Below are 25,159 nucleotides of genomic sequence, written 5' to 3' on the forward strand. Positions count from 1 at the left end.
GTTGAGTTGAGCTATCGGGTCAAGAGTTCCTGTCGCGTGGTGCGTCCGGCGGTTCGCCGGTTTGAGTTGTCGCCGTCGAATTCAGGAAACAGCCTTTCGAGCGCCTGTTCGATCTGTTTCAACGTCCGTTTATCGAACACCGGATTGGCCAACGTTCCGGTCACATCGATCGTCCAAAGTGTATACTGTTGATCTTTCAACGGGTTCAGCAACCGACTCCACAAGTTGTTTGGACTGACGCCGGTTTCAAATCGCAGATCGAGCTCTTGACGTAGGTTTGCGGTCCCCGAACCACGCAGCACCAGGATGTCGCCCCAGATGCGGATGTCATCGAAACTGATTTGTTCACCGTCCAAACGAAACTTTAGTTCACAGTTGGAAAGATCGCCGTCGTGGTTCGGTTTCACGCTCAGAATATTCAACAACCGCACGACCGCAGGCAACTCATACAGACTGGCGTCTTGCAAACTGGCGGCCCCTTGCCCGGAGAGCGTTTGGTAATCGCCCAGCAAACCGCGCAGCCGCATCACCGCTCGTCCGGCTCCTTTGGTGTGCTGGGCCGGCTGATTTAAATCGCGCAACAGCGTCGCAAAATCGATCCCGTCGAAACGGCCGTTGACGTCAAATCGCCCACTGGTCAGATCCATCTGGCCATCGAGTTCGGCGATTCCGCCAAACAGGCCGCCTCGAATCGATTTGCTCGATGCTGCGACCGATTCCGAGCGGCCATCGTGAACCGCTTGGCCGACAAACAATTGATCTTCGCGAATTAAGATCGGGCCTTGCACGTTGGTCACTTGCACATTGTCGACGTGCAAAGAATCTAACCGTACGTTTCCGGTGGCGTTGGTCGTTTGAGCGATCCGTTCTCCCGCAATCTGCACCTCGCCCCGGATATCGTGAACCGGTCCGGCATCGCCGATCCGGTTTCCTTCCAATTGCAGCCGCAGATCCCAATCAAAATCGAGATCGGGATGGTCGTGATCGGGGAATGCAAAGTTTGCGGTCCCCCGCAGACTGACCGGGGGCCCATACAATTGCAGGGCGTGGAACGTCCCCTGCACCTCCTCTGGCAAAGCGGTCAGCAGATCGTTGTCGACCAATACACGGGTCGGCGGTTGAGCATCGACGCTCAACACCCAACGCCCATCGGCTTGGCGAACACAGCGTCCCTGGGCGTTAAGCCGCGATTGACCGTGCCAACCCTGCAGATCGGAGATCACCACTTGGTCGTCGACATATTCGGCCCGCCCACCAGTGATGTTCAAACGGTACGGCAAACTTTCCGGCGTGATGCTGACCGAGCGTGGCGGGCGATCGCTACGCGGGTATTGATCGGCCATAATCTTCAGTTGAGGCGTGGTCTGGCCTGGCGCGAGATCGATGAACACATTCAAGTGCTCCAAGACTCCCGACGGCCCGAGCGTGTCCCAGATCGATTGGTGCTCGGCGGCCAAGACGCGTCGCAGCGATTGATCCATCGAAATTCCATAGCCATCGATCTCCAATTGGAAAAGCGTTCCCGCGGGAAGCGATTGGCAGATACCCCGCGCCGAAATCGACGCCGAATCGATACTCTGACCGCGGACGTTGGAGATATGGACGATATCGTTGTCGACTAACACTTGACCTTGGATGTCATGGATCGGATAGGCAAAACGATCGTAGCGGAGGTTGGTCTGTTCAAACCGCAGATCCATCATCTTGGTACGTGTACCGTCGGCCCAGCTTTCAAACTTGCTGCTCGCCAACGAAACCTTCCCTGAAACATTCAGCGAGCGGACCAAATTTTCCAGCTTCGACGTCTCTTCTCCCCGAGGCGTCAGCGAGGTCAACAGCGTCTCGTCGATCGTCAGCGGCCCCTCGGTCGACAGTTCGACCAACGTCGTTCGGTTGTTGGCCGCTGGATCGCGTTTTTCCAACCGCAAGTTACATCGCAGCGGTTGCCCTTCCAAACGCCCGACCAGCCCTTGGCCAATCGTCTCCCGATCGCTGGAAAAGATCGTGCCGCGGACATCTTTGACCGGATAGGGGAACCGATCGAATTGGACATCGAGCCCCAAGCATTGAATCGCCGATTGCCAGCTCCATTTCTGGCCGTCGAAGCGAACGTTGGCATTGGCCGCAATTCGACCGCGGGGGTTCAAACGCTGGAAGATCTCTTGGCACTTCTGCGGTGTGCACGATGCCAACTCTTCGTGCAGCAATAGCTCTTCGGTATCCAATGAAAACGACAGCGGCATCGGCCAGCGCCAACCTTGGGTCGCCCCTTTCGCTTCGCAACGAGCATCGCCGATCCGAGCCGACAGCAACGCAACTTCCAAACCACTCGGACGCAGAAAAAATTCTCCCTGCAAGCGTTCCATCTGATACGGCAGGAACGACGACTCGTAGCGACCATCGATCAAATCAACTTTGCTAACCCAGTTGAGCGCAGCCTGTTGAGAGCCTCCTTCGACCGAAGCGACGCCATCGAATGTCGCCGACAGCCCCGCTAATTTCGTAAGACGATTCCGTAGACAGAAAGGTAATTGGGCGGCCACCGTTCGATTGAACTCCGCACGCCGCAAACGCGATCGAACGTTCCATTTTTCGGAGTCGAATTCCCCCACGACTTCCAGCAACTCGAAGAAGTCGGCTTCCGCGGTCAGTTGGAATGTCTTTGGATCCGCGGGGTTCGGAGGGCGATTCAGGATCCGGCCTTTGATTTCCCGAACCACCATCGGACGCGCGTCGGAATTGGCCGGATCGATGACCGATAAAACCCCACGCTCGATCTCGATCGTTTCCGCACCGGGGCCAAATTTAGGCAAAGGAAAAAATTGTTCGATCGCCAAATGCCCCTCGGGATCGATCTGCGACGTCAACTCCAACCCTCGAATGGTCAGCTTCTTCGGGCTGAAATCGAAGTCGGCCAGCCGTTGCAAACTCAAATCGGTATCGACGACGATCCGTTCGATGCAAACCAACGCCTTGCACTGCCCCTGTCGCGCGGCATCCCCAAGCACCAACTGTTCGATCACCACACCGCGGCCCGGTTCGTATCTCGCCGCCCCGATGTCGACATACGCTTCGCGGTAGTGTTCGCGCAACTTGCTCAACAGATGCCGTCGCACCTGTTCACCGGCCGTTGTGGGAAGCGCCGACCAAGCGGCTGCGGCAACCGCGATCAACAGCAACAACACGAGCACCCACACAGAGACTCGCCCTGTGGTGTCGCGTTGTCGTGTTGCTACCGCATTTTGCATTTCAATCCGCTGCGTGTTTGGAATCGCGCGTAACCAAACGTCCCAACCAAGTCGCCCAAACGGGGGCGGCAAGGATGGTCAAGATCAAGACCGCCGGTAATCGATATCGCATCGATCCGATAAAAACGGCGTGTAACGAAGTGAAGTAGAGTGCTGGCATCCAGAGCAGTAAAACCAACCAACCGAGCTTGCGGTACCGCCACGAACCGATCGCTGCCGGAACAACAACCAACAACATCCCAGCCGCCGACGCGAACCGGATCGCAACCCCAGGAACCTCGCTCGCCGTGGGCCATGGCCGCCACGTACGGGCAACTTTCACCGCGGCCAAGCGAACCACTTCGCCTGGATTTTCGAGAGCCCAGGTCTTCGCCGCCGTCGACATCCGTTGGTTCAAACGGTACTCAAATGTGCTGTCGAGAACCGTGGCTTCCGTATCGTGTAAACGTTGTTGACGGGCGAATTCGGAATTGAATCCCATCCCCGTGTCGCTGGCTCCCGTCGCTCCGGGGTGCAGGCCGTCGTACATGCTCGGCCCGACCTGCAACGTCGTCACGACAAAGTGACCGGTGATCTGATAGCTGCGAACCCACCATGGCGACATCACGACGGCAAATCCCAGCAGCATTGCCAAGCCCATCCAGGCGGTCTTGCGATACTGACTCGGTTGCCGAAGGAACTGCAGCAGACAAACAAAGGGAGCGAACAACAGCCAACTGGGTCGGACCAGAACCGCCAGTCCGGCGATCGCTCCGGCGGCGATCGACCATCCCGATCCCGACTTCAACGTCGGCGCGATCCAGGCCAACCGCCACAGCAACAAATTGCCCACCATCAATGGACAGAAGGGGGCTTCGCTTAGAACCAAGATGCTCATCGAGATCGCGCCGGGATGAAGCGCCGCCAAACCGCCAGCGCACGCCGCGGCGATCGGGCCAAACATAAGATGCGCGTAATACATCACGCCCGCCACCGAAATCGTCCCCAGCAGACAGCCCAGCATGCGGACGCCCAGGATGTTTCGATACGGATCGTCGTCGTCGATCCAAGGGGCGATCATCAACGGGTAGATCGGCACGCGAAAGATCTTCGCCTCGGGGCCGCCATATTCATACGGCAGCCCGCGAGCGATCTGCGTCGCCAGGGCCCAATAGCTTTCCGAATCACCGAAGGCAAAGTGCTGGTCCTGTCGATCCAGACGTGTTTGCCACCAATACGCCGTCCCACACCGCACCGTCAGCGCGACGAGCAGAATAGCGGAAAAGACGTATGCGGTTCGGATGGGAAACATCCGCGAATAGTAGTGGACGGGTTAATAGCTAAGCCAGCCCAGATAGTCCCAGTATCGGTAGATCCAGGGATGTTGCCATGGATTTTCGAGGGCGCTGACCACCGAAAACAGCCCGGCCGCTAGCATTCCACAGCCGAGCACCCTCCCCACCGGGTGGTTTGATATCCAGTCGGCGGCGGGCAGCAGCAGCCAGATCCACAGCGGAATGAACCACAGCATCCAGCGAAACGCACAGCTGACACCACCGTAGTTGCGGTCGATCAATGGCCGAGCGATGTAGAACGCGAAGCAGACGAGCGTGGCGATAGCGATCGCTGCGGCGAGGTTGCGATAGCAAACCGTCTCGCTGCGAATCCAGCACAAACATCCGACGATCGACAGCAACCAGATCGGCGTCAGCGAAAAAATTCCGTGATGCCCAAACGTCGCATGGAAGGCGTACAGCCCGCGCGACCGCTCTCCCTTATCGACACCTGCCCGGTACTTCGGCTGCCAATACGTCCCGGGATATTCGTACCAGTCATCCCATTGACCGAGGATCCAGCCGGCGCCATCGCGGTTGATCGCGTAACGCATCTGGGAATCGGGCAGCCAGACTTCCAGCAGATCGGGTTTGGTCGTCTCGCGGATCTCCATCGCTGTCTCGCCATCGATTGTCACATCGTCGCCGCGATCCCCTTGAATCAACAGCGGGCGAATCGTTGCGATATCGGGGGCGTCGGCAACCGATTCGATGCGAGCGATCTCTGGACCGCTGCCGCGATGCGTGTAGGGAGGTCGCAGGCTGCCGTGGGCGTAATAATTCGTTCCGAAAAACGCGACAGCAACAACCATCAAGCCCAGCGCGTACATCGAAGTCGCTCGCAACCCTGACGACCAGAGCAGCAGAGCGCCCCACAAACAAGCCATCGAAAGCGCAGGCAGTTCGTTTGCCGCGGCAAATCCACCGGCAAGACCGGCCACAAAACCGAGGGCTGGCGAACTGCGTCGATCGCAGATCGCCAGCACACAGACCAGGGCAACCGCCGAACTGATCGCGGCCGGCAGATGATTGCTCAACGAGATCGCAAAGGGTACTAACAAGGTGCCACATGTGACCACACTCGCGGCTAACAAACGGCCGAAGTTCGTTTTCCCATAACGTTCGATCAGCCCGAGCATGATGGCAAAATAGACGACCATCGGCAGGGCATTGGTCAGCACCAGCAACCAACGGCCAACCATAAACGGTTCGCCAAAAAGACTGGCTCCCGTCAGGGTTTTAAACGCCGCATAGACGCCCGCCAACATCGTCGGATACAGCGGCGGCTTGCTGCTGTAGTAGTGTTGTTGTCCGTCCTCGCCGCGATGCCGGACCATATCGATCGTGTACCAAACGCGGCGTTTTCGCACCGGTTCGCGATAATCGACCTGTCGGTCGATCGCATAGGTTCCATCGTCGACCAGCGACGAAATCGTGCACCATCGGCTTCGATCGTTGGCACTCAGAAATGGGACTTCGCCGGTGCTCGATCGAACCACCGCGATTCGTCCGCAGATCATCGTCGTGGCGATCACGGTCAGCAGCAGATAGATCATTCGCCGCAGCTGGCGTTCCTTCGACTGGGCAATCTCAGACATCGGTCGACGCCTCGGTGCGCTCTGCGATCGAATACGGTTGCACCTCGCGTCGCGAGGTTGCGGTCAGCAATTCGGCTAACAATCCAGCGATCATCAACTGGGTACCAACTAAAAAAGCCATGATGCAGAAGTAGAAGATCGCCCGAGTGTGCAGATGCATGTCGTCTTCAGGAAGATCGTTCAACCGCGTGAAGACCCACGAGATCGACAACCAAACCAATCCGGCCAGGCCCAACAGAGTGCTCAAAATCCCTGTCGTTCCCATCAGATGCAGCGGACGCTGCGAGTACCCGGTCAAAAAATAGACGGTCGCCAGATCCAAGAAACCTTTCACCAATCGCCGCACACCATACTTCGAGTGTCCATATTTCCTAGCGTGGTGTTCGACAGCGATCTCGCTGACGCGCCATCCCTTGGCGGCGGCCAATACGGGGACAAAGCGATGTAGTTCGCCGTACAGTTTCACCTCGTCGAAGACCTCGCGGCGATAGGCCTTAAATCCGCAGTTGTGGTCGTGGATGCGGACGCCGGTCAACGCACCGACCATCCAATTAAAAACGCGGCTGGGCAAGACCTTGTGCCACGGATCGTGCCGGACCTGCTTCCATCCGCTGACGACATCAAAACCTTCGTGCAGCCGCTGCAGGAAACGCGGGATCTCTTTCGGATCGTCCTGCAGATCGCCATCCATCGTGATGATGAAGGTGCCGCGAGCGGCGTCGAACCCGGCGGCCAAGCCGGCAGCTTTTCCATAGTTGGTGCGAAAGCGTAGCCCTTGCACGCGGGGATCGCGAGCTGCCAAGCCCTGCACTTTTTGCCACGATGCGTCGGTCGATCCGTCGTCGATGAAAATCATCTCGGTGTCGTAGCCGTTTTCCTGAACGACTTCGCTGATCGCCGCATGCAATTCGTCGAGACTGTCCTCTTCATTGCAGACTGGGATCACAAAGCTGATCGATTCAGCGGCAGCGGCGGGGGGGGTGGGCTGAGTCACTGTAAAATGAAGCTGCGAATTGGAGGGAAAAAAGGGTGGGCAAGCGGGCCAACTTGCCAGCTGGGGATCGCGGTGGCGAGCCCGACATCATAGCCCAGAGCCCGGGAAAACGCTATCTCAAGGGTTTTGCTTGATCGCGTCGGCCAGCGATTTCAGGAACGCTTCGATCTCCTGCTCGGTCGTGTTCCAAGAACACATCAGCCGCGATTCACCGACGCCAATGAAGTCGTGAAAGTGCCAACCGGCGGACCGCAGCGCCGCGGCGACCGCGGGTGGAAACTGCAGGAAGACCGCGTTGGATTCGACGTTATTGCGAACGCTGACGCCCGGGAACGCCTGCAACCGCTCGGCAAACAGGCGGGCCATCGCGTTGGCATGCTGAGCGTTTTTCAGCCAGACTCCCGATTCCAACAGACCAACCCAAGGCGCCGACAGGTATCGCATCTTCGAAGCCAATTGGCCGGCCTGCTTGCACCGGTACTCAAACTCATACGCGAGATCGTCATCGAAGAAGACGACACAATCGCCGACCGCCATCCCGTTTTTGGTTCCGCCCAGGCACAGCACATCGACTCCGGCCTTCCAAGTCAGCTCTTTCGGAGAGACGTTTAATGTCGCCAGCGCGTTGGCGAATCGCGAACCATCCATGTGCAGGTTCAAGTGCAAGCGTCGCGCGGTTTCGTAGATCCGGTCGAGGTCCTCGCCGCGATAGACAGTCCCCATCTCCGTCGCTTGAGTGATGCTGAGCACTTTGGGTTTGGGGAAATGCACGTCCGATCGGCGGCGGACCACTTTTTCCACAGCCGCCGGATCGACGCGGCCTCCTTCGCCTTCGACCAACAACAATTTCGTGCCGTTGGAAAAGAACTCCGGACCACCACATTCGTCTGTCTCGACGTGCGCCAATTGGTGAGCCAACACGCTGTGATACGACTGGCACATCGACGCTAGCGCCAACGAATTTGCGGCCGTTCCGTTGAAGATGAAATAGACGTGGCAATCGAATTCGAAGATCTCACGAACTAGCTCACGAGCCCGTTTGGTCCATGGATCGTCCCCATAAGAGGCTGCGTATCCGCTATTGGCTTCCAACATCGCATTCCACGCTTCGGGACAGACTCCCGAAGTATTGTCGCTGGCAAACTGAAATCCAGGTTCGATAGCGTTCATCGTCTTCGTCGATCCCGAGGTTGAAAAGTCTTCGCAAACGTTCGGATCCTAGCTTAACGAGAATGAATCATTGCGATAGTGCGTAGATGTCTTTCATTTCGCTGCGATTCATGTCACAATAAACCACCCCCCCCCCGCCTCCAATCCTCCTTCCTATTCCCGCTGCCTCGCGACTGCGAAGTTTCGCTTCGCACGATGCGTCTGCGTATCGGCCCACCCCTTCCCGTCAGGTTTGCGATGCATCAGAAACCTTTCGTCACCCTAGGCTTGATTGTCGCTGGGATCAGTTTCCTGCTGCCCCAAGTTGTCGCTGGCAGCGAGCCAGCCGATTCTCCGCAGTTCGAAACACACGTCCGCGCGATCTTTAAAAAGCACTGCTTCCATTGCCACGGCGAAGAGGAGCATCCCGAGGGATCGTTGGATCTACGGCTAGTTCGCTTCATGCACTCCGGCGGCGATTCGGGCCCCTCGATCATCCCCGGTGCCGCCGACGAAAGCGTTCTGTTCCAACGGATGCGCGATGGCGAGATGCCGCCGGACGAGAGCAAGCTGTGCAGCGAAGAGGAGCTTGAAATCGTGCGACAGTGGATCGAGGCGGGAGCGACAACGCTTCGCCCCGAGCCCGAATCGATCGATGACACGATGTTGATCACCGAAGAGGAACGATCGCATTGGTCGTTGCTGCCGATCGTTCGGCCTTCCGTTCCGCAAGTTGCCGACGCTGAGGCGGTTGCCAACCCAATCGACGCCTTTTTGTTGGCCAAGCTGGAAGCGAGAGGATTTGGATTCAGTCCTCGCGCCCCTGCAAATGCCTTGATTCGCCGGCTGTTCATCGATCTGCACGGCGTGCCGCCAACGCCGCAAGATGTCGAAGCGTTTGCCGCCGACAACGATCAGGTCGCCTGGCAGCAATGGATCGATCGCTTGTTGAGCAAACATGAGTATGGCGAACGTTGGGCCCGGCACTGGTTGGACGTCGCCGGTTACGCCGACAGCGAAGGCTACAACGATGTCGACGCGCCGCGGCCCCATGCGTGGCGATACCGCGACTATGTGATCCGCGCCTTTAATAACGACAAGCCGTTCGATCGTTTCATCCACGAACAACTGGCTGGCGACGAAATGATCTCCACGCCGCTGAACAACTTAAGCGCCGAAGACGCCGAATTGCTGACCGCGACCGGATTCTTGCGGATGGCTCCCGATGGGACTGGCGGGGCAGTCGACGACGTCAACGTGGCTCGCAACGCGACGATCGCCGACACCGTCACGATCGTTTCCTCTTCGTTGCTGGCGATGACTGTCGGTTGCGCCCAATGTCACGACCATCGCTACGATCCGATCTCGCACGAAGACTATTTCCGTTTCCGAGCGATCTTCGAGCCGGGATTCGATTGGCAGAAATGGCGTAGCCCGCCGAAGCGTTTGGTTTCGCTGTACACCGATGCGATGCGAGCCGAGGCGGCGAAGGTGGAAGCCGAAGCCAAAAAGCTCGACGCCAAGCGAATCGCCAAACAGACCGAATTCATCAACGCTACGTTCGAAAAACAACTGGAGAAGCTGCCCGAAGAGACGCACGAACTGGCTCGCGAGACTCACAAGACGCCAGCAAAAAAGCGAACCGATGAACAGAAAGCTCTGATCAAAAAGTATCCCAAGCTGAACGTGACGGCCAGTTCGCTGTACCTTTACGATCGCAAGGCCTCGGACGAATTGAAGGCGATGGCGGCGGAGGCGAAGAAGGTTCGCGACAAGAAGCCGAAGCAGGAATTTGTTCGAGCGTTGACCGAGGTTCCCGGACGCGTGCCGGTGACCCAACTGTTCTATCGCGGCGATCACGAGCAACCCAAGCAGGAACTACAACCGGGAGGACTGACCGTCGTTTCGATGAACGTCGACCTTCCCGAGGTCCCCGCCAACGACACCGCGTTGCCAACCACAGGGCGACGGCTGGCATTTGCCAGGCGATTGACCGATCCCAAACATCCGTTGACGGCGCGGGCCTTGGTCAACCGAATCTGGATGCATCACTTCGGCCGCGGCTTGGTCACATCCCCCAACGATTTTGGCGTCCTTGGGCAACCGCCGTCGCATCCGGAATTGCTCGATTGGTTGGCGTCAGAGTTTATCGACAGCGGTTGGAGCCTGAAGCACATCCATCGATTGATCCTCTCTTCGACAGCATGGCAACAACAATTGCGCGTCGCCCCCGACCAGATCGCAGCCGATCCGGACAACGAACTCTACGGCGGAGCGCGTCTGTTGCGTCTCGATGCCGAAGCGATTCGGGACAGTATGTTGGCGATCGCCGACCAAATCAATTCCAAGCCGTTTGGACCGGCCATTCCAGTGATGCCCGATCCCGTCGGACGCTTCGTCATCGGAATCGAAAACAGCAGCGCTGGCCGTCCCGGTGCGGTGATCGACATGAAGGGTGAAGATCTGCGACGCAGCGTCTATGTCCAGGTCCGACGAAGCCAACCGTTGAGCGTGTTGGAAGCGTTTGATCAACCGATCATGACTCCGAATTGCGACCTGCGACGGCCTTCGACCAGTTCAACGCAGTCGCTGATGATGCTCAACAGCGATCAAGTGCTCGAATACTCACGGTTGCTTGCCGAGCGATTGCAACGCGACGCCGCTGATGATCTCGACACGCAAATCCAGCTCGCTTGGCGACTGATCTTCGCTCGCGATTGCAGCGACGACGAACGGGCTGCCGCAAAAGATTTGGTCGCCGAACAGGCAGCTATTTTTGCGACGCAGCCGGCTTACAAGGCCGATGCAAAGAAGAAGCCTCAACGAACTCCGGACCAGGAAGCGCTGGCGACATTGTGCCAGATGTTGTTCAGCTCTAACGAATTCTTGTACGTGGACTAAGACGCAATGACGAACCTACCAAATATCGATAGCGTATCGGCACGCCGACACTTCATGGCCTCAAGCGCGATGAGCGTTGGATCGTTGGCGATGGCATGGATGAACCAACAGGAAGCCAAGGCGAATCCACAGCAACCGAACCTGGAACCGCTATCCTTCGACACGCTCCCCAAGCAACCGCACCATCCGCCCAAAGCCAAGGCGATGATTTCGTTGTGGATGCAGGGCGGGCCCAGCCACCACGACATGTTCGATCCGAAGCCGGAGATGGTCAAACATGACGGTGAAGATTTCCCCGACGAGATCAAATACGACGACGCGGCCAACGCAAGTTCCAAGATCTTTGCTTCGCCATGGAAATTCTCGCCGAAGGGCGAATGTGGGATGGAATTGTCGGAACTGATCCCGCACACCGGGTCGATCGCCGACGAAATCTGCCTGATCCGGTCGACCAAAACCGGCGTCAACAACCACGGCCAATCGATCCGCGCTCTGCAGACCGGCCGAATCACCGCCGGCCGGCCTTCGCTTGGCAGCTGGCTGACCTACGGACTGGGGAGCGAAGCGGATAACCTTCCCTCGTTTTTGGCGTTGATCGATCCAGGCCAACTGCCCGTCCAAGGCGTGGAAAACTGGTCCAACGGCTGGCTGCCATCGGTCTATCAAGGAACTGTGATCCGGCCGACCGAACCACGAATCCTCGACCTGACTCCGCCAGCTCACCTTAAAGGAAAAGCTCAAGCGCGAGCGCTCGAATTTCTGGAGCAATTGAACGAACAGCACCGCGCCCAGCGGCCGGGGCAACACGATCTGCAAGCTCGGATCGCCAGTTACCAATTGGCGGCGAAGATGCAAGTTGCCGCGACCGATGCGATGGACCTGAGTCAAGAGAGCCGGGCGACTCAGGAAATGTATGGGATGCACGAAAAGGAGACCGCCGATTACGGCAGCCGTTGCCTGATCGCTCGTCGGTTGATCGAACGGGGCGTCCGTTTCGTGCAGGTCTACACCGCGAACCAATTGTGGGACAGCCACGGCGGCATCATCAAGGGTCTTCCGGCAGCGTGCCGCAAGGTCGATCGACCGAGTGCCGCGTTGGTGCGGGATCTGAAACAGCGCGGGCTGCTCGATTCGACAGTCGTCCACTGGGGCGGTGAGATGGGCCGCTTACCTGTCGTGCAAAACGATGCCGGTCGCGCGAAATACGGTCGCGATCACAACACCCACGGATTCAGCATGTGGGTCGCCGGCGGCGGCTTTAAAGCTGGACACGTGCACGGCAAGACCGATGAGTGGGGTCACAAAGCGATCGAAGATGTCGTCAACCACTTCGACTACCACGCCACGCTGCTGCATCTGTTTGGCCTAGACCACGAACAGTTGACGTTCCATCGCGCCAACCGCGACCAAACGCTCACCGACGGCCAACCGGGGCAAGTGATCCCGGGACTGTTGGCTTAAGCACGTCGTATCATATTTTCTCGTTTCAGCGCGAGCGTACCCCGCCGCGCGTCCTTCCCAAAGGCGTGGCGATGTCCACCCAGTGAAACTGCTTGCTGAAAAGCCACCAGTTCCATGGCATTCAACTGGCACGTAGTCTCGACATTCCCCGTGCTTTGGCTTCTTGTTTTGCACTGTGTTTCATTCGATAACAATGACAAAACTGCCTGTCCCCCAGTTTCCGCTGGAGTGAAGGCTTCAGCCGACCGCGCGAATCGTTTCGATGAAGGCCCAAAAAAATTGGGGACAGGCATACTTTGGCCGGGCGTCACGATTGAGGGACAGCCACATTTTGCCAGGCCTCTCGGGTTGTCCCCTTCTGCGTCCTTGGCGATCTCCACACAGTGAAACTGCTTGCTGAAAAGCCACCAGTTCCATGGCTTTCAACAGTAACGCAGTCTCGGCATTCCCGTGCTTTGGCTTCTAGCTTTGCATTGTGTTTCATTCGATAACAATAACAAAACTGCCTGTCCCCAAATTTCCCAAATTTCCCCCAGAGTATGGCTGTCCCCAAATTGATTCCCAAATTGATTGTTAGCCGCTTTCATCATTGGCCTTATCGATTAACGGAAGCCGCCTAACTGCGATGCGGCGCTCGGTTACTGTCACTGTTGCTCCGACTGTCAGATCGGCTGCAGCCCCCGCGACGACAGCGACGATGATCGATTGGACACAGGCACGATCGATCTACTAGTCGGTTCGGACCATCCACGATGGTGCTTGACCAACGTTTTCGACAACGTGGGCAAGTTTGGATGCCCACGACTGCCCATCCACAGGGGCTGTTGCTTGGCCTGGATCACGAACAGCTGACGTTCCATCGCGCCAACCGCGACCAAACGCTCACCGACGGCCAGCCGGGCCAAGTTATTCCGGGCCTGTTGGCTTAAGCGCCGTCGGGATTCGTCGACGGCTTGGCGGGCAAGCGGGCACAAACGATCTTGCCTGCGGCGTTGCGGCCATAGATGTGGCCGCCCGCCAGTACCGGAACCGTCCAACATCGCCCTTCGAGAAAGGGGGAACTCGCCAGCTGACGGTATTCCTCGGGGTTGGCTTCTGCCAAAACCAACCTCCCATCGTCAGCAAGGATGACCAGCTTGCCATCGGCGATCATCAACGATCCGCATCCGAACCCGCGCTCGCGCCACGCGACCTCGCCGGTTTCCAGATTCATGCAGACCAAATGGACGACGCGGCCTAGGTTCGAATTGCCGTCGATACCATAGAGGAAGCCGTCGTAGAGGATGCAGTTGTTGAAGTGGTTCCGCATCGATCGATTTTCGTAGATCAAATCGAGGCCATCCTCTTGCAGCTGGAACATACCACATCCAACCTGATATCCGGTCGAGATGAAGACCTTATCGCCAGCCAAGATCGGCGTCGTTGAATTGGTACCAAACGGGGACTTCCAGGGAAACGAAGCGATCTCCGATCCGTCGGTAGCATCGGTAACCCGGACCGCATCGCAGTCGAGCGTCGCTAACAAACCCGAACGCTCACCGGCGAAGCGGGCAACCGAACCATAACCCGCCCGATGCGGTTCGCTCTGCCAGTTCTTCTCACCGGTCAGCTTGTGGTACGAAACGACGCGGCCGGCTTCGAAAACAACGGCATCGTCGACCACGCGTGCCGAGCTATTAAATCCCCATTCGGGCATCGGGATCTCGAGATCGACTTGCAAATCCTTCTGCCAAACGATCTCCCCGTTAGCAGCGCGAAAACAGAACAGCTGGCCCTGCTTGCCGAGCGTATAGACGAGATCGCCATCGATCGTCGGCGTGCTGCCCGGACCGCCTTCATAGAGGTTGTCGACCAATTCGCAGGCGTAGCGATGCGTCCAAAGCGTTTTCCCGGTGGCGGCATCCAAACAGTAGACAAACTCTTCGCCATCGACATGCCCCATCGAAAACAATCTTCCGTCGGCGATGGAGATCGAACTGAAACCGATTCCTAACTGACCGGTCCAGGCGACTTCCAGACCGGCGGCAGGCCATTCTTCCGACCAGTTCGCTTCGATCGAAATCCCATCGTAGTTAGGTCCCATCCAACAGGGCCAATTACTGACGCTGCCAGCGGCCGATGGCGTGGGAGTTGCGATGACCGGATCGCTTGCGTCACAAGCGGGCAGAACGGTCAACAAACACAAACAGCTGAAGAGGGGCTTGAGCATGACGCTTCGCTTAACGAGTGAGGTCGACGTGAACGAGGGTGCCGACCATTGTAGAGTGGCCGAATCCCAACGTCAGCGCACCGGCAAACGATCATTGCCTGGATATTTCGACAGCCGGCCATGATCAACCGCGGGTCGTTCAAAGCTGTTGCACACTCTGCCCGGTCCGGATCCGAGCCTCCACAACCATCCGAACCAACGCAGCGACCGAATCGGTGTGCATCTTTTCGTAGATTCGTTTGCGCCGATTCTCCACCGTACGGATACTGACATCCAAGCGTTTGGCGACCACTTTGTTGGTAACCCCTTCGATAATCAGCTCTAAGACTTGCATTTCATTGGCCGAAAGAGTCGCCAACCTTTTGAAGACCTCAAGCGTTTTAACGTCCTGTTGGCGATGCATCCTATCGAACCGCAGCGCCGACTGGATCGCTTCGATCAATTCATGATCGCGATAAGGTTTTTCGATCAACGTGACAGCATGATTTTGGATCGCTCGCACCGCAAGCGAGGCATCGGCCACCGCAGCCGTAATAATCAACGGCAACGAAACCGGCGTTTTTGCAAGCCGCGATTGCAGTTCGAGCCCCGCCAACCCCGAAGGCGTCCGAATGTCGGTAATCAAGCAACCGGGCGAACCATCGTACGCCTTCAAAAACGCTTCCCCCGACGAAAAGGCACGCAATGCCAGTCCCATCGCATCCAACAATTCCTGCAGCGATTTACGAACGTTCAGATCGTCGTCGACCAAATAGACCGTTGGAGTGTCGATCCGTATGATAGGTTGGAATCGTGAATCCTCGTCGCTTGGAGCGTTTGAATACCCATTCACACAAACCACCTACTGCCGTTCGTTGACCGCCAAAAGAAAAAGGCTCTCACCGCGAAGCCTTCGTCAACGAAACAGTAAACCGATCGAAACGACGCTCCCGAAAAGAGCGGCAAACAGGATCCTGCGCAGACACAGGACGCGTCGAAAGTCGCGATTCGCCCCACATCATGAGGATTCTGTTAAACCACACGACATTAAATCGGATGTCGCCACAGAAAGCAAACTTTTCTTTCAAAGTCTTGCGTAGAACGTTCACGCGGCGCAAGCGAAACGAGCGTCGACAACACAACGTTGGAATCGAGGAAACGCCGTGAGACGCAACACATTCATTCACAATGCGAATTGTGATCGCAAATCGCGCACTATTTGAGAAACCGATATCTACATCGATGCCTCAAAACGCATCTCCCACCAAGGGATACCGGGGACGCTAGCCGACGTCTCAGTTAGAGATCGATTTAATCGATGGGGGCTGCGTCAAGCGAAGAACCAACGCGACCACGTCTCGAACTTCATCGACACGTTCTCCCATCAGCATCTTTTCACCGATTCCACATGGCGTTGCCGTGGGGGAAATCAAAACCGCATTGCCAACTTCCAATGGAACTTCGATTGCAAGATGATCTAACGCGTGCACATCGCGGCGAGATTCCAACCGCAACGCTTGCTCATTGCTGATCCACGCCTGCTTCATATCGCCCGCTTTGTATTCGGGAACCAGCCGTAAGATAATCTCCCCATGATCGCCGCGCCGTGTTTCCATCGAAAACTGGAACAACGGATCGTTCAATCGTCGCCCGGTGAGACTGTCCCCTTTCTTAACTAAAAGAGAAACCTCGCCCCGCATCTGCGAACGGACTGGCAATTCGTAGCGCATCGCGGTCCGACAGAACACGCGTCTGCCGCCATGCGCGACTTCCGACAAAAGATTCGCTTGCTCGAGAAATTGCAACGATTCTTGTTTTGCCCCCGCATTCAATTCCTCGGCAACCAACGCGGGCATGGGCCCCGCAATCCGCCCGGCTCGCAATCCGTTGGCCGCCAATTGTCGTCGTAGATCGTCCGACAGAACTTGTTCATCCACATCGTTCCACAATCGCCAATCGACCTGGTCGTCGCGAATTGGCAGCGAAACAAATCCGATGTCGATGACGGCAGCGCTGGGGGAAGGGCGCGGTGTCGCCAACGCAGCGACCGAGTCATTCGCCTCTTTCCAATTCGCGCAACCAGGAACCAGCCCGATCGATGGAAGCGTTAGAAGCAGCAGGATTGCCCGGTTCATATAGAAGCTTTGTTTTCATCCGGCCACGGAATTTATCTTCGCGGCGAACTCTATATTCGATGGCTGGTAACGCGCTGAAACGCAGTTCAAGCGGCGTTTACGGCAACGATCAATGAACCACACGCAACGCGTCGTCCTGTTCGACGACTAAACCGTTTTCCAAACGGACCGCTCGATCTGCCTGTCGGGCGATCGCATCGTCATGGGTGATCATCACGATTGTTAAGCGATTGTCTTCGTTCAATTTTTGCAGCAGTTCCAGAATCCCATGGCCGGTGCTGCTGTCCAAATTCCCGGTTGGTTCATCGGCCAAAAGCAACGTCGGATTGTTCATCAAAGCGCGAGCAATCGCTGCGCGTTGCATCTCGCCGCCACTCATTTCGCTCGGCCGATGATGACGTCGGTGCGTCAGACCGACCATTTCCAACAACTGCTCGGCACGTTCTTGCGCTGTCTTGCGAACGCCCAGAAACGAAAACAGACGTCGAGCGATCATGGTCGGAACCATCACGTTTTCCAACGCGGTCAGTTCGGGCAGAAGATGATAGAACTGGAAGATCATCCCGATCTGATGATTTCGGTAATAATCGCGTTGCCGCGCCGAAGCGTTATCGATCCGAGCGCCGTTGAACGACACCTCCCCTTGGTCGGGGTGATCCAGCGTCGCCATCAAATGCATCAGCGTGCTTTTGCCGCTGCCGCTACGGCCGACCAACGACGTCATGCTACCGACTTCGATATCGAAATCGACGCCCCGCAGCACGGGAACTTCGATGCGATTCTTGTGATAACTTTTGACCAAACCGCGAACCGACATGATCGGTTCGCCCTCTGGTGCCACACCTTGGGCAAACGCTGACGATTCGGTTTTGATGACTTGGTTCATAATTGGATTACTCATAACGAAGCGCCATTACAGGATGCATTCGCGCCGCGCGCAACGCAGGAAGAACACTTGCCATCACCGCGATTGCCACAGCACCGATCATGACCCACACAACGGTTACCGGGTGAATGATCGTGGGAATCGAGTTGAAGTAGTAGACCGTTGGATCAAAGACCTCTTGCCCCGTGATCTTTTCGATCAGGCCCGCGATGTCATTGATATAGTGAACGAAGGTGAGTCCTCCCAACAGTCCGACTCCCGATCCCGCGATCCCTAACAACAGGCCATAGCTGAGGAAGATGCTCATCACGCCCGTGTTGGAGGCGCCGAGAGCTTTCAGGATTCCGATGTCGCGAGTCTTTTCGACGACGATCATGAAGAACGTGGCCAGAATCCCAAAACCGGCAACGGCGATGATCAGGAACAACAGCACGTTCAGGATCGTCGTTTCCAACCGGACCGCGGCCAACAACGGGCCTTGCATGTCCTGCCATGTTTGAATGTTGTAAGCGTAGATATCGGGTGGAAACTCCGCTCGCAAAGCGTCTCGCACTTCAGCCAGGTTGGTTCCCTCGGCCAGTTTCAATTGAATCGTCGTAATGCTGCGAACACCCGTCGTCGGATCGACCATTCCACGAAACTCTTGCAACCGATTCAACGGCACAAAGGCAAACGTCGAATCGTATTCACTCATCCCACTCTCGTACAAATCGACGACGGTGAAGTGTTGGTTGAGCGCTTTGGTGTCATCGCCGGCGTTGGGGAAAATCACGCGTACGTCATCCCCGGGACGGCAATAATAGTAATCGCCAACCTCGCCATCGGGATCCCGGAAACGTGTGCTGCAGGTCGTGATCCCAAGGATGATTCCGCAGAACTGTTCTTTTTCGGGGTCGAATTCGCGAGCGGCGTTCTCTTCGGCGACCTGGGAAAACATGCCATCCGAACCAAACGAATCGATGCTCGGCCCAGCCGTTGGTCCCGAGGTTTGACCGGCCGCTTTGCGAGCCGCTTCGGCCTGACGGATCTCTTGCTGATAAGCTTTTTGATAGACGGCCCAAGCCCGACGATAGACCCATCCCGATTCGGGGAAGTGTTTTCGATCGCTGCCGTAGCCGCTGTCATGCAGTTCAAACGACGCGGTATCGCGGTTGTCGGGGTGCAGCAGACAGCGACCGAAGTCACTCACATCGCCGTATGTTTTTGGATCGACCCCGATCAGATTGATCTGTTTGGTGATCAATTGGCCGTTGTGTTCGATTCCCAGCATCGCCGGAACGTGAACACTGCACGTTGTGCCAACCAACTTGTCCCCCGTCACGCGGCGGATGCGTTCCAGATGCTTCTCTTGGTCGGGCATGCCGCCACTGCTGTGACAGTCGATGACGACGTCCGAGAGCAGTTCGTTCATCCGTGAATGCATTTCGGCGGAGAAACCCGCCATGACACTGTTGACCACAATCAGCGTGGCCACCCCAAGGGTGACACTGATAATCGAAGCCAAGGCGATATAGCGAGTCCGCAAGTAGCGGAAGCAAAGAACCCAACGGTACATTCGTCGTCCCAAGGATTTCTGAGGAAAACGCAGCATCACCGAGATCCCATCTCGGTCGAGCGGCGGCGAAGTATAGACGTCGCGGCGCGCTGGCGTAAACCTCAACCTGGACGATCAGGAACTGAATTCTCGCGCAATAAAGGTCGTATCGTGACGCCCTTCGATGAATTCGGGGTGCTCCAGGATCTTGCGATGCAGCGAAGCAGTCGTCGCGATCCCGCCCACTTCCAATTCGTAGAGTGCTCGCAACATGCAAGCGATCGCTTCCTCGCGAGTCGGACGATGGACAATCAATTTGCCGATCATCGAATCGTAATAAGGAGGGACGGTGTAGCCGGCGTAGACGTGCGAATCAAAGCGGACGCCGAGTCCTCCGGGAGCGAAAAACGATTCGATTTTACCCGGGTTGGGCATGAAGTTCTTATCGGGGTTTTCGGCGTTGATCCGACATTCGATCGACGACCCGCGACATTGGATGTCATCCTGGGTGAATGGCAACGGTTGCCCCGCGGCGACACAGATCTGTTGCTTGATCAGATCGACCCCGGTCACCATTTCGGTTACCGGATGTTCGACCTGAATCCGCGCGTTGACCTCGATAAAGTAGAAGTCATCGTTCTTGTCGACGATAAATTCGACAGTACCGGCGTTGTAATAGTTCGCGTTCTGAATCATCCGAACCGCTGCGTCGCAGATCTCTTTACGTCGCTTGTCGGGCAACAACGGCGACGGCGCCTCTTCGATCAATTTTTGATGGCGGCGTTGAACCGAACAATCGCGTTCGTGCAGATGGACGACGTTCCCTTGTTGATCGGCGATGATCTGAACTTCGATATGCCGCGGCTGTTCGATAAACTTCTCCAGATAGACGCCGCCGTTTCCAAACGCTGCTTCGGCTTCTTGACGGGCCTGTTGCAACGCGGTCTCGAGCACCTCGGGCGACTCCGCAACTCGCATCCCTTTACCACCACCACCGGCAGTCGCTTTGATCAACACCGGGTATCCGATCGTCTTGGCGACGGCCAATGCTTCTTCGGTGTCGGTCAACAGTCCGTCGCTGCCAGGAACCACAGGGACGCCAGCGGATTGCGCCAGGGCGCGGGCGGAGTTCTTATCGCCAAGCATTTCCATCGATTCGGGCAGTGGTCCGATGAAATCGATGTTACAGCTGCGGCAGACCTCATTGAAGTCAGCGTTTTCGGCGAGAAAGCCATAACCGGGGTGGATCGCCTCGGCACCGCCCACTTCGGCCGCGCTGATCACTTGATCGATCCGCAGATAGCTTTCCGCACTTCGCGCCGGACCGATACAAAACGCCGCGTCCGCCAACCGGACATGCGCCGATTCGCGATCCGCTTCGCTGTAAACGGCGACCGATTCAATGCCCATTTCGCGGCAGGCACGGATAATTCGCAGCGCGATTTCACCACGGTTTGCAATGAGGATCCGGTTATACATCCGATTGAAAATTTCCAGGGGCTGAGGCGGGCGTTGTTGGATAACCTGGCAGCCGATCGAAGACCGGCTACCGGCGATTTGAAGCGTTGGGACACTGACGCTCGCGACGCCAATGCGTCGCGGTCAGCGTTTGGGAGACATCGCGATGCGTTACGCCGAGGTGTCGATTTTGAACAATGGTTTGCCAAAATCGACAGCTTCGCCATCTTTGGCCAACACAGCAACGACTTTGCCCGAGATCTCCGCTGGGATTTCGTTGAAGACTTTCATCGCTTCGACGATACAAATAGTTGTCTCAGCGTTGATCGAGTCACCTACGTTAACAAACGTGGGGGATTCAGGATTTGGACGCGCGTAGAACGTGCCGACCATCGGAGCCTTGATGATCGCGATGTTCGCGCCATCGGTCTCCGCAGCGGCAACCGGTGCCGGCGCTGCCGCAGCGACCGGCGCTTGCATCATCATCGGAGCGGGGGCTGCAGCGACTCCGCCACGACAAAGTTTGATTTGTTTCTCGTCCTGCTTCAAATCAACTTCGGCAAGGTTGTGCTCTTCCATCAGCTCGACGAGCTTGCGGATCTGTTCGATATCAAAAACGTCGCCTGACATGTTCACTCCAACATGGGTTCCACAACGACACCTAAAAGCGTCTCATACAGCGATTGGCATCGCAGTTCGTTGCGTTGTACTATATTTGGCATGGACGGGGGTGGTAGCCGCGAGCTCGTTGTAATCGACGAACTCCGCAGGCATTAGCGCACCCATTGGTACGCCGGGTCACTTTTTACAGGATTACCGTGCAATCATCGAGACCCTTTGGCAAACTCGATAAGACTTCGTAGCCATTTTCGGTCACCAAGACATCATCTTCGATCCGCACCCCCAGTTTCCCGGGTAGGTAGATCCCCGGTTCGACGGTGACGATCATCCCCGTTTGCAGCTCCCCTTCAGTGATTGCCGAAATTCGGGGCGATTCATGGACTTGCAAACCGATTCCATGCCCCAAACCGTGGCTGAAGTAATCCCCAAATCCGGCGTCAGCGATCACGTCGCGCGCTGCGGCGTCGACAGTTTTCAAGGCAACGCCAGGGCCAATCGCCGAAATTGCTGCCATTTGAGCCTCCAAAACGACAGGATAAATTTCCGCCATTTCGGCCGACGGGGCACCAATCGCCGTCATCCGTGTCAAATCGCTCGTATACCCTTTATATTTGGCTCCCCAATCGAGCAGTAGCGCGGGATCGTCGCCGATCCGTCGCTGGCCTGGCTGGGCATGCGGCAGGGCGGCATTGGGTCCAATCGCCGCAATGGTAGCAAAGCCGCAACCTTCGCCGCCAAAGTGACGGATCCAGTGTTCGACGTTATGAGCGATTTCGAGTTCGGTTTGTCCGTGCCGCAACGTCGCTCGGATCGCCAAAAACGTTCGCTCCGCAATCCGCACCGCTTCGCGAATCGTCTCGATTTCCGACGCTTCTTTAATTTGACGCAATTGCGGCACGAGCCCGTTGGCTGGGACCAAGGTCTGATTCGCCAGGACCGATCGAAAGCCTTCCGCCAATCCCCAACTGATATCATTTGCGTCCAAGCCGACCGTTTTGACAGAGAAGTCCTCGACCGCTTGGCCAACCAATTGGGTCATCGTCCGCTCGGGACCGCGGACAAACGCTTCCAGGTCGCCACACTCTTGTTCGATCTGCGTCTCGTAACGCCGGTCGCTGAGGATCGCCGCTCGCGATCCGGAGATCAAAAGATAGCTGCTATCGCCGGTGAAGCCGGACAAATAGCGGACATCGGTTTCGCCGGTCACCAGCAGACAATCGACAGATTGCTGGGCTAGCAAATCTCGCAGTTTTTCAATTCGTGTGGGCATCGATTCGCGTCGCTCCGCTGAAAGTAGAATAGACGGGTGTTGCGGCGCGCGATGCCGCTGCGAAACTTGATCGGTAGGAAAATCCCCACGGCTTGAGCATCGTATGGGTTCAATACGACACAACGCGGCGAGAGACGTTCGGCCAATGCTATCATCGCTGCGTTCAGATGAAAACGATCGGCGACGCGTTGCCTCGTCCGCGAGTTGCGTTGGAATGGGTTCGCCGGACCGAAGGTGCGACGGCGAGCAGCAAACCGCGACGCTGCAAGATCGCGGAACAGCTGGGACCGAGCGTGACTATCTAGTACGCACCTTCGCAGAACGCGACCGTCTTGATCGTGCGGGTTAAGATGTAGCAATCCAACCAAACCGACCACGAACTGACATACCGGCGATCGAGTTCGATGCGTCGTTCATAGGTAGTGTTGTTGCGACCGCTGACCTGCCACAGTCCGGTCAGCCCGGGCTGGACGGCAACGTACAGCGGGTAGGCTTCCGCATATTTTTCGATCTCTGCAGTGACGATCGGCCGCGGGCCGACCAGACTCATGTCGCCAACCAAAACATTGATCAATTGCGGCAATTCATCCAGACTGGTCTTTCGCAAAAACGAACCGACGCGGGTGACACGAGGATCTTGTTTCAGTTTGTGATCGAGTTCCCACTCGCGACGCAATTCGGGGTTTTCCGCTAGATGGCTCTGCAAAACCTGGTCCGCATTTTGGACCATTGTGCGAAATTTCCAAACGCGGATCGTGCGGCCATACCGCCCCACACGGCTGTGCCGATAAAAGACGGGTCCCGGCGAGCTCAATCGAATCGATAACCCGATCGCGGCCATCAACGGCAACAGCACGGGAACCGCAGCCAACACAGCGATCAGATCGATGCATCGTTTAAGCATCAGATTGCCCGGTTGCAACAGACCATTTTCGGTGTGCGATGCGGGAGCCAAGCCGGGGCATCGATCGTGTCCGAAACCGACACTACAAAATTCCATCCGCTCTATTCGAGGGATGTGCAATCCAAGCTGGCCCATCGCATCTTCGGAATAATCGCATTGATCTGCGGCGACCAACAACGTCGCCGCGTTGAGACTGCGACAGATGTCGTGCAATTCCGCGGCCGGACCGAGGTATTCGATCGTCTCAACGCCACCCTCTTCCTGATCCCAATAGGGCTCCGAGCAGCGAACGTATCCGAGCACGCGATACCCAAGCTGTGTCAGTTGGCGAGGTTTTTGTTCGTTCAGATATTCCGTCGCGGAATCGCCCACGACGATGCAACGCGTTCCCCACCAAGAGGTCTTCGCCAATTGGAGTCGAGCCAGATAGCGAGCGATCGGCAACCCGACCAAGCAGCCGATCCAGAGAAGCACGATCATCGAAACGCTAGCCAAATCGAACGCGACGAATCCCAATACGCCAATCGCCAACAGACACGCAGCGATGGTCGACGCCATCGTGTAGCGTTTCAGTTCGATCGCCGGGTTGACTCCGATGGCTGGGTACATCCGATACGATGCCAGCAACAAGCCCCAACCGATCGAGACGGGAACCACCACGCCCGCCGAGAGCGATGTTATCGCCGCGGGCATCGCCCCCACCACCGCAAGCAACGCCAGGAGGCCTGAAACAACACACGCATCCACCACAACAAGCGGAAGGCACGTCACGATCCGCTGCATCAGCAAACGTCGCCCTAGGTAGAACGCAATGTTAGGATCTAACTGCAATTCCGTCGACCGTTGTGAGGTCGATGGAGATGGCATCAGCATGGTAGTCATGGCAAATTTCGTCGTCAGACGAACTTATAAAATAGAGAATCCAATCCGGCGTCCCACTACCCCAAAGACCCGCAACAATGACAACTCCCCTCAATAAACCGTAATTACCCGGGATGCTGATTCAATGTTGAGGTTTGCGATTCCATTCGGAAGAAGCGTTGGAACACGCGGATAGTTCGCCTGTCCCAAGCCTCTTACTTGAAATCCAACGGGCACTCGGCTTGCTTACCTCGGTGCCCGCACCGCCCCCACATCTGGGTTTTGCGGCGCAGCTCGCCACCCTTGCCGCAACGGCAATGCAAATCACCTTGCCGTAAGCAAAAACAGGTTGTCGCAGAACGAGCGACCGATTCTCTAGGGTTGCGAATTCCAAACCTGGCACCATCCAAGCTCAAAATATTTCGGCACTTTTTAGGAACGCTCGCCGACTGCGAGACATCGCTCGGGCGACCAATCGACAAGCAAATAAGATCGATTGGTGATAAACGCTCGACCTTGGCGAGTCTGTTTGCGTGGTTTGCGGAAGTCAAACACCGATCGCAATGAAAGCGAGTAATTCTCAGCGACGTATGCATGAGAACCTACAACCGGCACGATCCGTCGTCATCGTCGCTTCA

18 protein-coding genes are annotated in these 25,159 nt (G+C 56.8%); 4 read left to right on the forward strand and 14 right to left on the reverse strand.

Annotation, left to right across the window (positions count from 1 at the left end):
- Positions 1-11: 11 nt before the first annotated feature.
- The 5 genes from EC9_RS17045 to EC9_RS17065 all read right to left on the reverse strand — a co-directional run bounded on the left by EC9_RS17045 (position 12) and on the right by EC9_RS17065 (position 8,323).
- Positions 12-3,248 carry an AsmA-like C-terminal region-containing protein gene (locus EC9_RS17045; RefSeq protein WP_145347066.1) on the reverse strand — a complete coding sequence of 1,079 codons (3,237 nt, stop codon included), beginning with the start codon at positions 3,246-3,248 and terminating at the stop codon, positions 12-14.
- 1 nt (position 3,249) lies between these two features.
- Positions 3,250-4,539 carry a glycosyltransferase family 39 protein gene (locus tag EC9_RS17050; RefSeq protein WP_145347068.1) on the reverse strand — a complete coding sequence of 430 codons (1,290 nt, stop codon included), beginning with the start codon at positions 4,537-4,539 and terminating at the stop codon, positions 3,250-3,252.
- Positions 4,540-4,560: 21 nt separating this feature from the next.
- Complete coding sequence (locus EC9_RS17055) at positions 4,561-6,159, reverse strand: hypothetical protein (protein WP_145347070.1); 1,599 nt, start codon at positions 6,157-6,159, stop codon at positions 4,561-4,563.
- Positions 6,152-7,153, reverse strand: coding sequence for a glycosyltransferase family 2 protein (locus EC9_RS17060; RefSeq protein WP_246105737.1), 1,002 nt, complete (start codon positions 7,151-7,153; stop codon positions 6,152-6,154). The genes EC9_RS17055 and EC9_RS17060 overlap by 8 nt, the downstream gene beginning before the upstream one ends.
- Before the next feature lie 117 nt (positions 7,154-7,270).
- Positions 7,271-8,323, reverse strand: coding sequence for a threonine aldolase family protein (locus EC9_RS17065; protein WP_145347072.1), 1,053 nt, complete (start codon positions 8,321-8,323; stop codon positions 7,271-7,273).
- Between the two features lie 237 nt (positions 8,324-8,560).
- Here EC9_RS17065 and EC9_RS17070 point away from each other — a divergent pair, with 237 nt between their 5' ends.
- From EC9_RS17070 to EC9_RS27165, 3 genes are all read left to right on the forward strand, one after another.
- A complete protein-coding gene (locus tag EC9_RS17070) occupies positions 8,561-11,203 on the forward strand; it encodes a PSD1 and planctomycete cytochrome C domain-containing protein (RefSeq protein ID WP_145347074.1) in 2,643 nt (880 codons plus the stop codon).
- 6 nt (positions 11,204-11,209) lie between these two features.
- Positions 11,210-12,664 (forward strand): DUF1501 domain-containing protein, encoded by a 1,455-nt coding sequence (locus EC9_RS17075; protein WP_145347076.1) that lies wholly within the window; start codon positions 11,210-11,212, stop codon positions 12,662-12,664.
- A 794-nt stretch (positions 12,665-13,458) separates the two neighbouring features.
- The gene (locus EC9_RS27165) at positions 13,459-13,593 is read left to right on the forward strand and encodes a hypothetical protein (RefSeq protein WP_261342877.1); all 135 of its coding nucleotides are present in this window, start codon (positions 13,459-13,461) and stop codon (positions 13,591-13,593) included.
- Here EC9_RS27165 and EC9_RS17080 read toward each other — a convergent pair.
- The 8 genes from EC9_RS17080 to EC9_RS17115 form a co-directional block, all read right to left on the reverse strand.
- Positions 13,590-14,873: a PQQ-like beta-propeller repeat protein gene (locus EC9_RS17080; RefSeq protein ID WP_218934207.1), complete on the reverse strand. Its 1,284-nt coding sequence runs from the start codon at positions 14,871-14,873 to the stop codon at positions 13,590-13,592. The two genes, EC9_RS27165 and EC9_RS17080, sit on opposite strands and share 4 nt — an antisense overlap.
- A 139-nt stretch (positions 14,874-15,012) precedes the next feature.
- Positions 15,013-15,705: a response regulator transcription factor gene (locus EC9_RS17085; RefSeq protein ID WP_218934208.1), complete on the reverse strand. Its 693-nt coding sequence runs from the start codon at positions 15,703-15,705 to the stop codon at positions 15,013-15,015.
- 442 nt (positions 15,706-16,147) lie between these two features.
- Complete coding sequence (locus tag EC9_RS17090; protein WP_145347081.1) at positions 16,148-16,987, reverse strand: hypothetical protein; 840 nt, start codon at positions 16,985-16,987, stop codon at positions 16,148-16,150.
- A 109-nt stretch (positions 16,988-17,096) separates the two neighbouring features.
- Positions 17,097-17,888: an ABC transporter ATP-binding protein gene (locus tag EC9_RS17095; protein WP_145347083.1), complete on the reverse strand. Its 792-nt coding sequence runs from the start codon at positions 17,886-17,888 to the stop codon at positions 17,097-17,099.
- Positions 17,881-19,428, reverse strand: coding sequence for an ABC transporter permease (locus EC9_RS17100; protein ID WP_145349210.1), 1,548 nt, complete (start codon positions 19,426-19,428; stop codon positions 17,881-17,883). Before EC9_RS17100 ends, EC9_RS17095 begins: the two co-directional genes overlap by 8 nt.
- Before the next feature lie 114 nt (positions 19,429-19,542).
- Entirely contained in the window at positions 19,543-20,886 is a 1,344-nt protein-coding gene (accC, locus tag EC9_RS17105; protein ID WP_145347085.1) for an acetyl-CoA carboxylase biotin carboxylase subunit, read from the reverse strand.
- A gap of 150 nt (positions 20,887-21,036) precedes the next feature.
- Positions 21,037-21,495, reverse strand: coding sequence for an acetyl-CoA carboxylase biotin carboxyl carrier protein (gene accB, locus EC9_RS17110; protein WP_145347086.1), 459 nt, complete (start codon positions 21,493-21,495; stop codon positions 21,037-21,039).
- Between the two features lie 175 nt (positions 21,496-21,670).
- Positions 21,671-22,756 (reverse strand): M24 family metallopeptidase, encoded by a 1,086-nt coding sequence (locus EC9_RS17115; RefSeq protein WP_145347088.1) that lies wholly within the window; start codon positions 22,754-22,756, stop codon positions 21,671-21,673.
- Between the two features lie 92 nt (positions 22,757-22,848).
- On the opposite strand from EC9_RS17115, the gene EC9_RS17120 reads away from it, so the two are divergent.
- Positions 22,849-23,061 carry a hypothetical protein gene (locus tag EC9_RS17120; RefSeq protein ID WP_145347090.1) on the forward strand — a complete coding sequence of 71 codons (213 nt, stop codon included), beginning with the start codon at positions 22,849-22,851 and terminating at the stop codon, positions 23,059-23,061.
- On the opposite strand, the gene EC9_RS17125 is transcribed toward EC9_RS17120, so the two are convergent.
- Positions 23,058-24,542, reverse strand: coding sequence for an exopolysaccharide biosynthesis polyprenyl glycosylphosphotransferase (locus EC9_RS17125; protein ID WP_145347092.1), 1,485 nt, complete (start codon positions 24,540-24,542; stop codon positions 23,058-23,060). The two genes, EC9_RS17120 and EC9_RS17125, sit on opposite strands and share 4 nt — an antisense overlap.
- Positions 24,543-25,159: the final 617 nt, after the last annotated feature.

Source organism: Rosistilla ulvae (assembly GCF_007741475.1).
Lineage (GTDB): Bacteria > Planctomycetota > Planctomycetia > Pirellulales > Pirellulaceae > Rosistilla > Rosistilla ulvae.